The organism is Zarconia navalis LEGE 11467 (genome assembly GCF_015207075.1).
In the GTDB taxonomy this organism is placed as follows: domain Bacteria; phylum Cyanobacteriota; class Cyanobacteriia; order Cyanobacteriales; family Geitlerinemataceae; genus Zarconia; species Zarconia navalis.
The window spans coordinates 1-15413 of record NZ_JADEXN010000047.1; the positions used below are offsets into that span (position 1 = coordinate 1).

Genomic DNA, 15413 nt, shown 5'->3' on the forward strand with positions numbered 1-15413 from the left:
AACAAGAAATGGTTGGTGGTCTCGCACAGTGAAGATGGGCTTGATGAGGATCTCAACTGTCGCTACACGCCCAACGGAGAGATTCGCTCCCGCGTCGCTCCCGGTTCCATCGTCGAGGCGGTCTTTCTCGGCGAGCTGAATCTCGACCCGCGAAATGGCTCGATCGAACCCAACTTGGCTAACGATGCGATCGTCGAGTCGGATGGAGGGCCCTGGTTGCGGGTTCGGGGTACCTCGGACTTATTTTACCCATTCCAAGTTGGAGACTGGGAATCGTTGGGGGAATGCTACGTGCGAGCCAACGAGCAGTACATCACACCCGTCAACAACGATGAGTTGCTCCGTCCGCAATGAATGTATAGCACGAGCGCGAGCGCTGACGACCGATCGGCCAAAACCCTTCTAAAGCTTGACCGGATGTCTGCGCCCCAAACCCAGCGCGTTCTGAGATCTAAATGAAACTCGAATACGACGCGAGCAAGATGCTCGCGCTAGTCGATCGCCATCCACAATTGATTTCTCAGGCTGAATCTGATACAAGGTGACTATCACGATCGCCAACAGAAATAATCATGATAAAAGGCTATGCCTGTCAAGAGAAAGGTGGACGGCTAGAACCGTTTGAATACGATCCGGGGGAACTCGCGGCCGATGAGGTCGAAGTGGAAGTCGAATTTTGCGGTATTTGCCACAGCGACCTGGCTATGATGGATAACGACTGGGAAATGTCAAGTTATCCGTTCGTTCCCGGACATGAAGCTATCGGTAAGGTCGTGGCTGTTGGGAACCGGGTTTCTGAAGCCCGCATGGGTCAGCGGGTGGGCGTGGGCTGGCAATCTAGCTCCTGCGATCGCTGTAAAAACTGCGGTGTTGGCAAGGAAAGTTTATGCCTTAACGAAAATGAGGTGGGTCAGACCATTGTCGGGCGCAATGGAGCTTGGGCCGATCGAGTGCGAGTTCAGTCTGGCTGGGCCGTTCCCATCCCTGACGCTCTAGATCCATCCCTGGCGGGCCCGTTGATGTGTGCGGGCACGACTGTTTGGTCCCCCATTCGTCACTACGGGGTACGTCCGGGTATGGAAACGGCCGTTCTCGGGGTGGGCGGACTGGGTCATTTGGCAGTCCAGTTTCTCGCGAAGATGGGAACCCAGGTGACCGGTCTGAGTACGAGTCGCTCTAAGGAGAAGCAAACCCGCGAGCTAGGGGCAACGGACTTCATTGCCACAAAAGAGTCGCCCGAAGATTTGAAAAAGGCAGCAGGTCGCTTCGATTTCATGATCTCGACGGTTTCGGCTGATGTGAAATGGGATGATTACATCGAGGCTTTGTCACCGGGGGGAACGCTCGTTATCTGCGGAATTCCCGATGGTGCGATTCAGTTTATTCCTTTTCCGTTGATTGTTGGCGAAAAGAGCATCGGTGGCGGACGCGCGGGATCGCCGTCAGATACGCAGGAAATGTTGGAGTTTTGCGCCACCCATGATATTGCACCGATGTGCGAGCAGTTTGCGATCGAAGATATCGATCGGGCCGTTCAACACGTTCGTGATGGTAAGGCTCGCTACCGAGCAGTGGTTGCACTCTAGTTGAGGACGAAACGCCTCCTGACAGGGAATGGTTTAGATTTGGCGCTATACATCGTCCAAATATGAGATAGCCCGGAATGCAAGCATTCCGGGCTATTTTCGATCGATTCAACTTTTGAAGTTGCAGCAATTCCTACTATCGCCCCAACAACCGCTGAACTCTTGCTTCTGTCGAGGGGTGGGTGGAGAACAAGTTCCGCAGCCAATCCCGAGAGCGGGCATTCATAATCATTAGGGGTTCAAAGGCTGGGTTGCCCCCCATGGGAACTCGCCGTGCCATGTTGTCGATCCGTTGCAACGCTCTGGCTAGGGCCTCGGGATTACCTGTCAGTTCGGCAGCACCGGCATCGGCTTCAAATTCGCGAGTGCGAGAAATTCCGAGTTGAATAATCGAAGCGGCGATCGGGGCGAGGAGAATCGTGGCAAGCATCCCGATGGGATTGCCCCCTTCACCATTGCGCGATCCGCCAAACCACATACTGTAGCTGAGCATCTGGGCAATGAAGGAAATGGCGCTAGCAATGGTGGCGGCGACGGCTTGGGTGAGGGTGTCGCGATTGCGGATGTGGGTGAGTTCGTGGGCGAGAACCCCTTCGAGTTCGTCTTCTGGCAGCAAGCGGAGAATCCCTTCGGTGACGGCAACTGCAGCATGTTCGGGATCGCGCCCGGTGGCGAAGGCGTTGGGAGACCCCGAGGGAATGATGTAGACCCCAGGCATGGGTAAGTTTGCCCGATCGCACAGTTTTTCGATCGTGTAATAGAGTTTCGGCGCGCGATCGGCCGTGACGGGTTGCGCCTTATAGGCCGCCAGGGCAATGCGATCGGAATAGAACCAAGAACCGAGGTTCATCACCGATGCCAACCCCAATCCCAGCAGCGCACCGCCAACGCCCCCAAAAACACCGTAGCAAATTGCAATTAACAAGCCGCTTAACAAACCGAGCAGCGCGACTGTTTTGATTTGATTCATCGTTTTGTTTCCTTCAACGGCCCCGATCGGAAATGTTGCTTTGAACTAGCCGTTAACTCTATTGTAGAAAGTCTGTTTCGATTTCATCAGCACGAGAAACCGACCGATCGTTACGGTTTTACCGCCACTCGAACATGAAACAAGCTTGCATTAAAGTTGGTCTTATCTAACCCCTCGCAAAGAACCCGAAGCGCAACTAATACGGACTAATACTGTTTCATCGCCCGATCGATATCTCGTTTCTCCTGCTTTTTCTTCAACGATTCCCGCTTATCGTACAGTTTCTTCCCTTTCCCTAACCCGATCGTAACTTTTACCAATCCGCGCTTTAGATACATCTTCAGGGGAACCAAGGTCAACCCTTTTTCTTCCACTTTCCCAATCAGCTTGCTAATTTCCCGACGGTGCAGCAGCAGCTTTCGAGTGCGACGCGGATCGTGATTGAAATATTCTCCCGCCGTTTGATACGGGGAAACGTGGACGTTAAGCAGCCACGCTTCTGCATTGCGAATCAAAGCATATCCATCCCGCAGGTTTGCTTTCCCCTCGCGAATAGACTTGACTTCCGTTCCTTTGAGTTCGATGCCTGCTTCGTAGGTTTCTAAGATTTCGTAGCGATACCGCGCCTGTCGGTTATCGCTGACAATTTTAAAGCCATCGCTATTTGAAGCCATAGTAATTTTGCATTTCGACGATAAATCGACGCATTCCAAGTCATTGACGGTACTGCGTCGATTCGGGTTCTTCTCAATTGTGACATTCTCGGTCTCGGTGCTTCGATCGAAAGCTGAGTTTCTTTAGAGATATTTACGCGAGTTACACTCCCCACGAATCAAGATCTCCACGAATCAAGACCGAGGGATTCTCGGTTTGCAGATTCTAGCTCAGGCGATCGCTGCCACGGTAAAATCAACGGTGGTAAACATCGAATAGGTGTGAGGTGCAAGTCGGACGATTTTGCGTAGGGTGTCGTCGTTTACCCACCAGACGATCGGGCAGTTAAAGGTTTGGAGAATATCGTTGCGGTATACGTCTGTATTAATCAGTAGCGAGTCTAGAGTGGTAACGGACTCGAATCCGGATATCGTCACGGCTTGGGGAGATTCTCGATGGAGTTGAGTTTTGAGAGCGGTATACAACATCTCGATCGCACCTTCTAAAACCACTTCCCGCACCATCCCCGGACAAAGGGTTTTGAGTTGCCACACCATTTCCCGACGCACAGATGAAGAATTACATCGCGCCAAGATGAGGGAAGATTCTCCTTGAGACCACTCAATTCCCCTAGCCAGCTCGACAAGCGAACTTTGGTAGGGGCTAACCACTTGAGGAGGAGAATAGAGGTTAACCATGACTGTGCATTGACTCGTTTATCTTAAATCGGCTTACATCGAATGTGCTCGACTTTAGATAATAAAGAGTATATTGTATTTGACAATATGCACATCATACAGTGAATTTCTATTTTCGCAAGCAATTCGCGACAATTTTATGGATAAATTTGCAGCGATTTACGAATATTAAAGATATGGACGATCGACAATCAGTCCTCGGTAAGTCATTGTCGATCGCCATTCTCCATTGGAGCGCGAAATTCTTTGAGAAAGCCAGTCTTACTGTTGCTCGCTTCGGTAGCGCAGATTCTCCGCCACAAAAGCAAGAATGCCCGATGCGCCGATTAAAATCACGCTCAGAGCGTTGACATCGGGTTTGACTCCCGTGCGAATCCGGCTGAAAATTTCCATCGGTAGTGTGGTTGCACCGGCTCCGGCGGTAAAGCTGGAAATTAAGAGGTCGTCCATGCTCAAAACGAAGGCAATCAGACAACCCGAAGCAATTCCGGGCATCAACTGAGGAAGCAAGACTTTGAGAAAGGCTTCCACGGGAGTTGCCCCCAAATCTAACGCCGCTTCTTCAAGGTTGGAATCGAGATCGGCCAGGCGAGTGGAAACCGCCAGGGCAATATAGGCCAAACAAAAAACAATATGCGCCGCGACGATCGTCCAGATACTCAAAGAAATCCCAACGGCAGCTAAAAAGACCAACGTTGCCACGGAGATCGCGATATCGGGAATAATCAGCGGCAAGTAGGAAATGCCCTGATACAGTTTCTTGCCGCGAAATTCGTAACGGGACAAACCCACCGCCATTAGCGTTCCGAGGACTGCCGAAACCGCGACGGCTAACCCGGCAACTTTAACACTATTGAATAAGGCTTTACCAATGCGATCGTCAGCAAACAGTCGCCGGTACCACTCTAAAGTAAATCCCTCCCAACCCGCACTGTAAGCCGATTGGTTGAAGCTATAAAACATCAACACCAGAATCGGCAAATACATAAATAGAAATAAAGCCCCAGTAAAAATTGCCTGCCAAGAAAGGGGGAATCGAGCCTTGGAGTTTGACATATCTGTGGGGATTTCCTCCTCAAGAGGGGTGACGATGGTGTTTTTGGGTTGGGAGTCTCTAGCGGTGTCTCTCATGCGGGGATGGGATAGAAGTGACAGGAAATTGGCGTGCTTGTTGTTTGGGCTTCTACCCTTTAAGGTTGGGCATCCCGATCGCCGTATTTGAGTAGGAGAGCAATGGCGATGCTAACCGCCATAATCAGTAGCATACTCAGTGCCGCACCAAATCCCCAGTTTTGGGTTTGTCCGAGAAATCGATCGTAAATCAACCGGGCCGCCGTTCCGCTCGATGCACCCCCGAGCAATTCGGGATCGACAAAATCGCCCAAACTGGTGATGAAGACGAGCAACGAACCGGCGGCAATTCCGGGTAGGGCTTGAGGAACTGTCACCTTCCAAAAGGTTTCGGGAGGGGTCGCCCCCAAATCGGCTGAGGCTTCGAGGAGTTGCCGGTCGAGTTTTTCGAGGGAAGAGTAGAGAATGAGCACCATATAGGGGAGAAAACTATAGGTCATACCAATCAAAACCGCTGGGGGTCGGTTGAGTAATTCTAACCCCGGTAAGCCCACGAACCCCAGCACCGAATTGAGAACCCCCGTCGGTCGCAAAATGGTAATCCAAGCGTAGGAACGCAGCAGCGATGAAGTCCACAGGGGCAAAATAAAACTCATCAGCATTAAGTTCCGCCATCGCTGGGGGGCGAGGATTGCCAGCCAGTAGGCAACGGGAAACCCCAGGAGCAAACACAGCAGCGTTGACCCGATCGCGAGGAAGAGCGATCGGAGCACCACCATGATATACACACCTTGGAAGGCAAGGAAATAGTTATCCAACCCCGAGGGATTGACGATTCCTCCAGGTTTGATATTGGGAACCAGGCTGATTTCAAAAATGACCAGCGTTGGCAACACCAAGAGGAATATCAACCAAACACCAGCCGGCCCGAGTAAGGCCAGCGGCCCGAGCCAGCGAGAGCCAAAACGCGGGTTACCCGAATCGCCCTGGGGTCCAAAGTTATTCGAGGGGGGTTGGTGTTTTGTAGATACAGACACGGTTCGTTTAGATGCGATGGGGTTGACGGGGGTGAGGAAACAGTTGGGTTCGCCCGACGAACGGATGCTCTAGGCGCTCGTCAGCCTCGTCCAATAGCGATCGTAGAGGTCTGCGACTTCTGGGATCGGAATTAAACCTTGGGATTTCTCCAGTGCCACTTCGGAGGGAAAGAGCGTGGGGTTATCTTTAATTTCGGGTGGCAAAAGCTCGAACCCCGCTTGGCTGGAGATGGCAAAGCCCAGTCGTTTGCATAGAGATGCGGCAATTTCGGGATCGAGCATGAAATTCATCCAAGCATAGGCGGCTTCGAGATTGGGGGCGGTGCTCGGAATCACTAGAGTATCCGTCCACAACGAAGAACCGCTTTTGGGAAGGACGTATTGTAAGTCCGGCGATTCTTCCATCACCTCGTTGGCATCGAAAGAATAACCCATGGCAATTTTCAAATCGCCGGTGACAATTTGCGATCGCCATGCATCGGAGGTGAATGCGGAGATCGCCGGTTTGAGTTCGGCGAGCCATTCGTAGGCTTCTTGAATTTCCTTGGGATTCGTGGAGTTGTAAGAATATCCCAACATCCGCAAGGTGGCTCCCATCACCTCGCGAGCGTCGTTAAGGAGGGTCGCTCGCTTGTAAATTTGACCTTGGTTGTCCCACAGATAGTTCCAGTCTTCGGGTGCGGGTTTGAGTTGTTCTTTGTTAAAAATTAGACCCGTCGTTCCCCAGCTCACCGGCAGACTGTAGCGGTTATCGGTATCGTAGCTCGGACTTTCAAATTGAGGAAAGAGCTGGTCTAAGCCCACGAGGCGATCGCGATCGAGTTCGGTGAGTAAACCCAACTCTTTCATCTTGATGACCATGTAATCGGAGGGATAGATGATGCTGTAGGCTCCTCCCGCACCGGCTTGCAGCTTGGCGAGCATCTCTTCGTTGGAGCTAAAAACATCAGCGATCACCCGGATACCCGTTTCCTGCTGAAATTTATTGAGTAAATCTCGATCGGTATAGCCAGCCCAGGTATAGATATACAAAACATCAGAGGCTGTTTGTACCGTCGTGCGGACATCGGCGAGAGTCCACCCGCAGCTTGAGAGCGTCATACCACAGAGCAATGCCGCCGAACCTTGGAGAAATCGGCGGCGCGTCGCTGTTCGGAATGTCTGGGATAGAGTCGGAGGCACAGTGTTGACGAAAGGTGTTGACTAGAATTGTCGGGTGTTGGGTCGGCTCGATCCGATCGCAGAATGGCCTGCATTCGTTTCGGGCGCGCTCGACACGCACTCAACAGTATTTTACTGTGTCATCAGTCGATGAAACTGTGACTTGCACAAGTGGAAGAACGGGCAACTCAAATGAAACAACCCTTTCGACTGGGGCGTTCTTTGGAGTGGCGGCGATCGTCGGCTATCGATCTCGCGACGGTCGGTCTCGGGGTAAAATTCCCTTAAGCTTTTAATACCACGCCGTCTTTTGCCATCCACGAAGCGTATACGGGAGTGTGACGATCGGGTAAATTCGCCCAGGTATTGGGCTGACGCACCGTTAGGTATTCGCCAGAGAGCAGTTTGAGGGTGTAGTGCATATGAGTGCCCAGATACATCGAATGCTCCAGCCGTCCTTCGTAGCAATCTACAGCATCTTCGGGTCGGTAAAGACTGAGATCGATTTTTTCCGGACGCACGCTCACCACCACTTTATCGCCCACTTCGGCTTGGAAGCTGTCGGGGAGTGCGATGACAATTTTGACACCCGAGGCCGTTCGGACTAAAACGCTGGTAGGATCGATGGCTTCGAGATGTCCTTCAAACAGATTTGTATCGCCGATAAAATCGGCAACAAAGGGAGTACTCGGTTGCTCGTAAATGCGATCGGGAGAATCGATCTGTTCGATTCTTCCATCTTTCATCACTGCAATGCGATCGGAAAGGGACAGTGCCTCTTCTTGGTCGTGAGTCACCATGACGAACGTCAGACCTAAATCTTGGTGTAAGTTCGATAACTCAACTTGCATCTGTTTTCGCAACTTCAAATCGAGCGCCCCTAACGGTTCGTCGAGGAGAACCACGGCTGGACGATTGACTAAAGCTCTGGCTAAAGCGACTCTTTGACGCTGTCCGCCAGACATTTGTGAGGGGTAGCGGCTGGCGAAAGCTTCCATTTTGACCAACGCAAGAGCTTCATCGACGCGCGCCTGAACTTCTGCCCGACCCAAACGCTTAATACGCAGACCGAAGGCTACATTATCCCACACCCGCAAATGGTTGAAGAGGGCATAGCTCTGAAAAACAGTATTGACCGGACGCTGGTACGGGGGGACGTGATTCATGGATTCGCCGCGAATCAACACTTCCCCGGCAGAAGGGGTTTCAAAACCCGCAATCATTCGCAGGGTCGTGGTTTTCCCGCACCCAGAAGGGCCGAGAATACTAAAAAATTCTCCCCGACAGATGTCAAATTCTACGCCGCGTACTGCTGTTTCTCCGTTAAATACTTTGAAGACTTTGCGCAGTTCGACATCCAGGCTCGATTCAGCTCTCGTGGAGTCTGAATTTTGGGTCGCTGTTTGAAGCATAATAGCGATTCCTAAGTCGCGATCCCTCCCCAATCGGCGAGGGTTTGGTCAGTTTTTGTAAAAAGTCTAGGGTGACAACTTGTTTTATTCTATACGTCTAGTTTAAGATTTCGATGTCTAAATCTCGATCGAAGCCGGAATCCTCTGGGTTCTAAACAACTTATAACTGAATCGGTAGCTTCCTATCTGCCGACCATTCCCACATCGAACCGGGATAGTTTTTGACCTCAAACCCTAAATCGGCAAGCACGGCCGTCAGCCATGCCGATCGCACTCCACCGGTACAATAAGCGATCGCCCGATCTTCTCGCGTAATTCCCTTTTCGAGCAGCAGCGATCGAACGCTCGGGCGATCGAGCAATTTTCCCTCATCCGTCAGCAGGGTTTTGTAATACAAATGAACCGCACCGGGAATGTGACCTCCTCGAGTTTCGCCATAAGGGGTTTCTCCTGCATATTCACGGGGTTCGCGAGTATCGATAACCACCCAGTTGTCTCGTTCCAACCCCTGATGTAGGGCATCGCGATCGATACTCCACATTCCCCGATGTTCGATGGTAAAGTCCCCGAGGGGGGTTGGAGATTCGATGGGTGAAAGATCTACCTGCGCCAAAGCCAATCCACCACCATCGACAAAAACCGCTTGCCGATGTCCCAAACTGCGCAACATCCAGACGATTCGTCCTTCTTCCCCCCATCCTCGCACCGGATCGCCGATGGCAACGACGGGTCGATCGTTGAAAATACCGATCGCCTGAAGTTTCTCGGTTAAAACCCGATCGTCTTCAATGAGTTTGCCCCGATTCGGGTTATTGGGTTGGGAAAAATCCTGCCACCGAACGGCGATCGCGCCGCCGAGACGATCGGGCATTGAAAGCTTTGACGGACGAGCATCGAGGAGGGTTGCTCCGTCTTCGATTAAGCGTTTGGCGCGATCGGCACTCACCACCCAACGATCGCTTAAATCTGGGGAATCGACGGCAAAGACCGAACTTGATTCGATGGGAACTCGTACCGGGTAAGGGCGACCCCCAAACCTAAGGAGACCGGCGATCGCCACCGCAACGAGGATGAAGAGAAAGACGCGGTTAAATCCCATTTCTCATTAACTGGAGTTTAGACAAAAGTGCGATCGTCCGAGCGCTCAATGGGGGAAGCTCAGATTAGTGTGTAATCTCAGTCAACCCATGAAAAGTTTGACGTGCTTGAAAGAATTTCGCAAGCGAGCTTACTGCCTACTGGGTAATGGCAAAGATGGCTTATTCGATTTGATGGATGCGGCCATCACTTGTCCTTGTGTACCGAGCTTTGCGGAACTCTCGCTCTGATGAGTATTTCGTCGTCAATGGTCGAGTCTGTATAAGGTACTTGGACGAAGCCAGGTGCCCACAGAAACCCTGATGACACTGTACTCCGTGCACTTACTTACTTCAACCCGCTCAAAACTCTCAGCTCGTGCTAGCGCGAGACCATACAGTATGGTCGTTAAAAAGAGTGACTTACGACCCAATGCAAACCCTCAATCTCCACCACTCGCTCGAGCCAGATTCTGAGTGCCCAACTCATCGGTTTGTCTAAACTTCAGTCACAACTCATTCCACACAATTTCTATTTCCCAGTGATGGTAAACCTCAATACTCGTCACCCCAGCAGACAATGGACGATCGCCAACCCAAACCTCTTGTAACAAATGATAAACTGAGACGTAAACCACGGATCCGAACGATTCGCGAACATTCGCAAGTAAATCACAGGTACGATTCGATAATGATTCCGGCATCGTTCTTACTTTTGGACTCTTTGAACATTTTAGAATTTCAAGTAGGATTTTGTTCTTTGAAATTTGAAAGTAGTATTCGATATTTACTGAAGCTTAATATTGTTTTAACAATAACTGTAAATCGAATTCGATGTCTTTTGTGGTTCGGTAAAATACCTGAATGATGCTTTACGTCTTTTCTATAGATCTTTCCTTGCCCGAGTTTTTGCTATGACTAGGGATTTTTTTCAAAGCGATCGAACTCAGCCTAATTCTGTCGATCGAGCGCAAATTCAAATGGCATCTAAAATTGCTCAAGAAGCCATTTCAGATTGGTTGCTAAAAATTGTCAAGCTCGAGTCACCCAGTCGAGTTATAACAGAATTTAATCGAATTTTTATTGAAGGTGCTCTTGAATGCACCCCAACAATTGCTGATTCTTTAAGGGCAATTGTTATTAATGATTGCGAAGAAGATTTTGTTAATACGATTAAACGATGCTGCTATATTCTCCTCAATAACTGGCATCGAGACGAACGAGCAACAACCGATTTAATTCAATGTCTTAAAAGTGCAAAAACAAACGAAAAACTACTTTCTCTAGATAAAATAGAAAGTTTAGAAAGTCTAAAGTGTTGGATATTGAATTTCCTAGAGAGTCCAGCCTATCGAGAAATTGAAGTTTTTGCTTCACCGAAAATTCAGAGTCCAGCGTCTCAAGGCATCAAATCGAAAGAACAAAAAGAACCGTGGGTTAATCGCTATCGCTCTTATTTGCTGGTTTCACAATCTCTCGACACCAATAAATCACACGCAGAGCGAGATTTAGCTAACAAACTCTCAAAACAGCTACGCAACCAATTTAAATTCGACCTAGCGATGTATACAGCTCGCTATGATTCTTCAACTTATCACTCTAAAACGCTTTCCAATCCAACTCAGTTGGGAGAAAAAACAATTTCGTTAATCAAACAAGTTGTTTCCCAACATAACTTATTTCAATCTTCCGATCGCGCTCGAATTTGGCTCGATCGAATGATGTCTCTCTCTTACGAAGAATTCAAGCAAAGTTTTCAAGATTATCTCATCATATCCCTGAGTGCAGAACCCTCAATTTCAATCTTGCAAGACAAGCTGTCTCAACAACTCGAAGTTTTGTATGAAAACCACGATCGCGATGACCTCAGTCAAGAATTGGTTTCGATCACTTGCAAGCGAACGATCGAATACTTTACAACCGAAGATGCTCGCAACCCTTCATTTTTATTTCTTCTGCTTGCCAGTGCCGGTCACCCTCTGACACTATCCGTCCTTCTGATTAAAATTTTGATGCTGTGTCGCTCGGCTAGAAAACATTTAGAACTTTGTATTGCTAAACTGATCCAACACTACGAATCTGCAGAAGAAGAAGAATGTCGTTGGCTAATTAATTTTTTAGACGTTTTCGATTTAGTGTTCACGATTTATACCGAAAATGTCCGATACGATTTAGTGAAGATTAATGATGGCAACCACAAGCTCCAATCGGATGAAAATTTAGAAAATTATCGGCTGTTCTGTCGATCTCAAGGAGCTAAACTCGCCAATCGAAATCTTAGTGGTGCCAACTTAAGCAGTCTCGATTTGCGCCATGCCGAGTTACAACGAGGAAATCTTCCCAAAGCCAATTTGACAAAGAGCAATCTTCACGCGGCTAATCTCCATGGTGCGAACTTACAAAAAGCCAATTTGCAGAACGCTCACCTCAGCAGTGCCGACTTATCCGGGGCCAACCTGTCGGGTGCAAATCTGTCTCATACAGACTTGAGAGGAGCTAATCTTAGCGGTGCTAATTTGATGGGAGCCGATTTGAGCCATGCCGATCTCGATCGCGCTCTTTTACGCGACGCTCAGCTCGATCGCGCTCTTTTGCGCCATGTGAGTTTATGCTACGCGAATTTGAGTCGGGCTAATCTGACTCAGGTCGATCTGACACACGCTCAGCTCGATCGCGTCAACCTAAGTTACACGAATTTGAGTCATGCATTCCTGCGCCATACCAATCTGAGCAACGCTTACCTCAGAGGCGCAAAGCTCACAGGTGCAAACCTTTACCAAACCAATTTATCGGGTGCTAAAGTTCAAGGCGCCCAGTTTGGCGGCAACTCCGGTCTTTCAGTGGAAAACAAGCAAGTTATGGTTTCTAGAGGGGCAATTTTTGGAACGCCACCCATTCCCAAAAAAACCGTCGTGTCCTAGGGTACGACTTTCGAGTGCGTGGCACTCAAGCCAGAGCGCTTCTTCTGGTGAATTCTAACTCGCCCACCAGACTGGGTTTGAGAACCGGACGAAAAAGTTTCCCTTCGTCCGGTTCCTTTGCCAAAAGGTCGATCCGTTGATGTGCGGGCGCTCTATACCGTCCCCACAACCGTATCGAGGATGTGAAATAGAACGGAGTTAATAAAAGTGAGAGCGATCGAACCGAGCAGAGCGCTCCAGATGCCCCAGTTTAAGCGAAATCCCGACACCAACCAAGCCGCCAAGCCAAAAATGGCTGCGTTGATGACAATGAGAAATAACCCCAGCGTTAACAGAGTTAACGGAAACCCCAGAAATGTTAAAACGGGTTTGAGTACTGCGTTCAAAATTCCGAAGACTGCTGCCGATGTCAGTGCTTTGCCAAAGCTATCGATCTCCACCCCAATGGGAATGTAAGAAATGATGATAAAACTGACTGCTATGACAAGCCAGGTAATCAGTAATCCAACGATATCCATGTTGTAACTCCCGAATCGTATTGTTTAATGTCAATATCGATGGAAGATGAAACACCTCAATCTCCGGCATTGTGCAGCAATCGCTAGTTATTCGTCTCATAGAGCCATCGAGGTATCTCACCCCACATCTTCTTTAAACATTAAACCGGAATAACATCACATCTCCTTCTCGAACCACATAATCTTTACCTTCGCTGCGAACTAATCCTTTCTCTTTTGCCGCACTCATCGAACCCGTATCGACCAAATCTCGGTACGCAACCGTTTCGGCGCGAATAAAACCGCGTTCGAAGTCCGTGTGAATTGCGCCAGCAGCCTGCGGTGCTTTCATACCGCTGCGAATCGTCCAAGCACGAGTTTCCTTGGGCCCTGTCGTTAGGAACGTCCGCAATCCTAGCAAATCGTAAGTGGCACGAATCAGCGATTGCAATCCCCCTTCTGTTACGCCCAACGCCTCAAGAAAATCACCCCGTTCTTCTTCAGGTAACTCGACGAGTTCTGATTCCACTTGCGCTGAGATAACCACCACCTGTGCATCTTGTTCGGCCGCCAATTCTCGCACTTTCTCAACCCATTGGTTCCCCGTCGCCAAATCGTCTTCGGAAACATTCGCCCCGTAAATAATCGGTTTGCGCGTGAGCAATCCCAGGTGTTTGACAAATGCGATTTCTTCCTCGCTCAGTTCGACTTGACGAGCCGCTTTACCTTCGTTGAGGACGGCGGCAATTTTTTCTAAGATATCTAGTTCAAATTGCGCGTCTTTGCTGCTGCGAGCCTGCTTGCGGGTGCGGAGAATGCGCCGTTCGATCTGGTCTAGATCTGCCAATCCCAATTCTAAATCGATGGTTTCGATATCTCGCAAGGGATCGATCGAACCGGAGACATGAATGATATCATCGTTCTCAAAACAGCGAACGACGTGGACGATCGCATCGACTTCTCGAATATTAGCTAAAAACTGATTTCCCAGTCCCTCCCCTTTACTTGCCCCTTTGACAAGTCCGGCAATGTCCACAAACTCGATGCGGGTGGGGACAATCTGTTCCGAAGTCGAAATATTGGAAAGGACTTGCAGACGTTCGTCGGGAACGGCAACCACTCCAACGTTGGGTTCGATCGTGCAAAAGGGAAAATTTGCGGCTTGGGCTTTGGCATTGGCCACCAAAGCATTAAAGAGAGTCGATTTACCAACGTTGGGCAGTCCAACAATTCCAGCTCTGAGCATTTTAAGTGGTAGGTTTTGAATAATTACAGATCGTGCATCCATCGACGCTCTGCATACTGTAACGTGTGGGATAGACCCGTGACTAGTTGAATAAAGGGGAGAGCATCGGAGGCATCTTGCTCCCGTTTCCTCCAATTCTCCCGTTTCTCCCCCTCCCCTTTCCGAATTCCGAATTCCGAATTCCGAATTCAATCGCTAACGGTGACCCGATCGCCATCTTTAACGTATCCCGCACCGGAGACGACAACGCGATCGCCTTCATTTAAGCCTTCGAGAACTTCGATCCTCGCATCGGTCAAATCTTGGGTATCGTCGCCGATGAGTTCGCCGATTTTGACGGTTTGGGCGATGGCGATGTTGTCATCGCCGAGTTTGTAGACGATTTTACTGCCATCGGGTTGAGGCAGTACCGCTTGGGCGGGGATGGTTAAACCAGGGGCGGTATCGGTGGCAATGGTGGCGTTGAGGAACATCCCCGGACGCAACAAGTCGCTGTCGGGTAAGTCGATTTCCACAATCGCCTCGCGGGTGGCTTCGTCGAGAATCGGGGCAATTTCCCGTACCGTTCCGCGCAGGTTAATGCGATCGTCGGCATCGGAGGTAATCCGGGCGGACATTCCCGGTTGAACCTGCGATAGCTGGGTTTCGGGCACTTCGGCATCGAGTTCTAGCGCCCCGTTGCGAATGATGGAAAAGAGTTGTTGGCCGCTGCCGGTGACATCCCCCACCTGGGCGATCCGTTCGGCGATCGTGCCGCTTTCTGGGGCGCGTACCAGGGTTTGTTCGAGTTGAGTTTCGAGTTGGTTGACGTTGGCAATTTCCCCGCGCACTCCCGCCTCGGCGCTGTCGGTACTCGCAGCAGACGCGAGCAAGTTGGCATCGGCGCTTTCTAGGCGGGCGCGGGCACTCTCAACGTTGGCGCGGGCGTTGTCAACGTTAGCGATCGCGTTGGCGAGGGTGGCACGGGCATTGGCTTCGTTGGCCTGGGCGTTACTGACCTCTGTCTGAGCGGCTGTAATATTCGCTTGGGCAACTCGCACGTCCTCGCGGGCAGTTTTGACATCCGTTTGGCGAACTTCCGCTT

The 15413-nt window shown here is 50.2% G+C and carries 16 protein-coding genes and 1 pseudogene; 5 read left to right on the plus strand and 12 right to left on the minus strand.

What is annotated here, in order from left to right; all coding sequences use genetic code 11:
* Positions 1-354 (plus strand): annotated as a pseudogene (locus tag IQ235_RS04240) (hypothetical protein); the annotation flags it as partial.
* A 218-nt stretch (positions 355-572) separates the two neighbouring features.
* Positions 573-1586, plus strand: coding sequence for an NAD(P)-dependent alcohol dehydrogenase (locus IQ235_RS04245; protein ID WP_264320250.1), 1014 nt, complete (start codon positions 573-575; stop codon positions 1584-1586).
* A 136-nt stretch (positions 1587-1722) separates the two neighbouring features.
* Here the strand turns inward: IQ235_RS04245 and IQ235_RS04250 are convergent, their stop codons facing one another.
* From IQ235_RS04250 to IQ235_RS04275, 6 genes are all read right to left on the minus strand, one after another.
* The gene (locus tag IQ235_RS04250) at positions 1723-2556 is read right to left on the minus strand and encodes a M48 family metalloprotease (RefSeq protein WP_264320251.1); all 834 of its coding nucleotides are present in this window, start codon (positions 2554-2556) and stop codon (positions 1723-1725) included.
* Between the two features lie 206 nt (positions 2557-2762).
* Positions 2763-3230, minus strand: a complete 468-nt coding sequence (gene smpB, locus IQ235_RS04255) for an SsrA-binding protein SmpB (RefSeq protein ID WP_264320252.1) — start codon at positions 3228-3230, stop codon at positions 2763-2765.
* A 210-nt stretch (positions 3231-3440) separates the two neighbouring features.
* Complete coding sequence (locus IQ235_RS04260) at positions 3441-3908, minus strand: hypothetical protein (protein ID WP_264320253.1); 468 nt, start codon at positions 3906-3908, stop codon at positions 3441-3443.
* A 261-nt stretch (positions 3909-4169) separates the two neighbouring features.
* Positions 4170-5039: an ABC transporter permease gene (locus IQ235_RS04265; RefSeq protein ID WP_264320254.1), complete on the minus strand. Its 870-nt coding sequence runs from the start codon at positions 5037-5039 to the stop codon at positions 4170-4172.
* A gap of 59 nt (positions 5040-5098) precedes the next feature.
* Positions 5099-6016: an ABC transporter permease gene (locus tag IQ235_RS04270; protein WP_264320255.1), complete on the minus strand. Its 918-nt coding sequence runs from the start codon at positions 6014-6016 to the stop codon at positions 5099-5101.
* Positions 6017-6085: 69 nt separating this feature from the next.
* Entirely contained in the window at positions 6086-7198 is a 1113-nt protein-coding gene (locus tag IQ235_RS04275) for an ABC transporter substrate-binding protein (RefSeq protein ID WP_264320256.1), read from the minus strand.
* A gap of 137 nt (positions 7199-7335) precedes the next feature.
* Here IQ235_RS04275 and IQ235_RS04280 point away from each other — a divergent pair, with 137 nt between their 5' ends.
* A complete protein-coding gene (locus tag IQ235_RS04280) occupies positions 7336-7473 on the plus strand; it encodes a hypothetical protein (protein ID WP_264320257.1) in 138 nt (45 codons plus the stop codon).
* On the opposite strand, the gene IQ235_RS04285 is transcribed toward IQ235_RS04280, so the two are convergent.
* Both IQ235_RS04285 and IQ235_RS04290 read right to left on the minus strand, forming a co-directional pair.
* A complete protein-coding gene (locus tag IQ235_RS04285; RefSeq protein WP_264320258.1) occupies positions 7462-8589 on the minus strand; it encodes an ABC transporter ATP-binding protein in 1128 nt (375 codons plus the stop codon). The two genes, IQ235_RS04280 and IQ235_RS04285, sit on opposite strands and share 12 nt — an antisense overlap.
* A 160-nt stretch (positions 8590-8749) precedes the next feature.
* Positions 8750-9688: a sulfurtransferase gene (locus tag IQ235_RS04290; RefSeq protein ID WP_264320259.1), complete on the minus strand. Its 939-nt coding sequence runs from the start codon at positions 9686-9688 to the stop codon at positions 8750-8752.
* 88 nt (positions 9689-9776) lie between these two features.
* Between IQ235_RS04290 and IQ235_RS04295 the strand changes: the two genes are divergently transcribed.
* Positions 9777-9917 carry a hypothetical protein gene (locus IQ235_RS04295; protein ID WP_264320260.1) on the plus strand — a complete coding sequence of 47 codons (141 nt, stop codon included), beginning with the start codon at positions 9777-9779 and terminating at the stop codon, positions 9915-9917.
* 257 nt (positions 9918-10174) lie between these two features.
* Here IQ235_RS04295 and IQ235_RS04300 read toward each other — a convergent pair whose 3' ends face one another.
* Positions 10175-10303, minus strand: a complete 129-nt coding sequence (locus tag IQ235_RS04300; RefSeq protein ID WP_264320261.1) for a hypothetical protein — start codon at positions 10301-10303, stop codon at positions 10175-10177.
* 276 nt (positions 10304-10579) lie between these two features.
* Between IQ235_RS04300 and IQ235_RS04305 the strand changes: the two genes are divergently transcribed.
* Positions 10580-12586, plus strand: coding sequence for a pentapeptide repeat-containing protein (locus IQ235_RS04305; RefSeq protein ID WP_264320262.1), 2007 nt, complete (start codon positions 10580-10582; stop codon positions 12584-12586).
* 152 nt (positions 12587-12738) lie between these two features.
* Here IQ235_RS04305 and IQ235_RS04310 read toward each other — a convergent pair whose 3' ends face one another.
* The 3 genes from IQ235_RS04310 to IQ235_RS04320 form a co-directional block, all read right to left on the minus strand.
* Complete coding sequence (locus IQ235_RS04310) at positions 12739-13104, minus strand: phage holin family protein (protein ID WP_264320263.1); 366 nt, start codon at positions 13102-13104, stop codon at positions 12739-12741.
* A gap of 133 nt (positions 13105-13237) precedes the next feature.
* Positions 13238-14329 carry a redox-regulated ATPase YchF gene (gene ychF / locus IQ235_RS04315; protein ID WP_264320265.1) on the minus strand — a complete coding sequence of 364 codons (1092 nt, stop codon included), beginning with the start codon at positions 14327-14329 and terminating at the stop codon, positions 13238-13240.
* Between the two features lie 188 nt (positions 14330-14517).
* Positions 14518-15413 (minus strand): efflux RND transporter periplasmic adaptor subunit (locus IQ235_RS04320; RefSeq protein ID WP_264320264.1); only part of this gene is annotated, 896 nt, incomplete at its 5' end.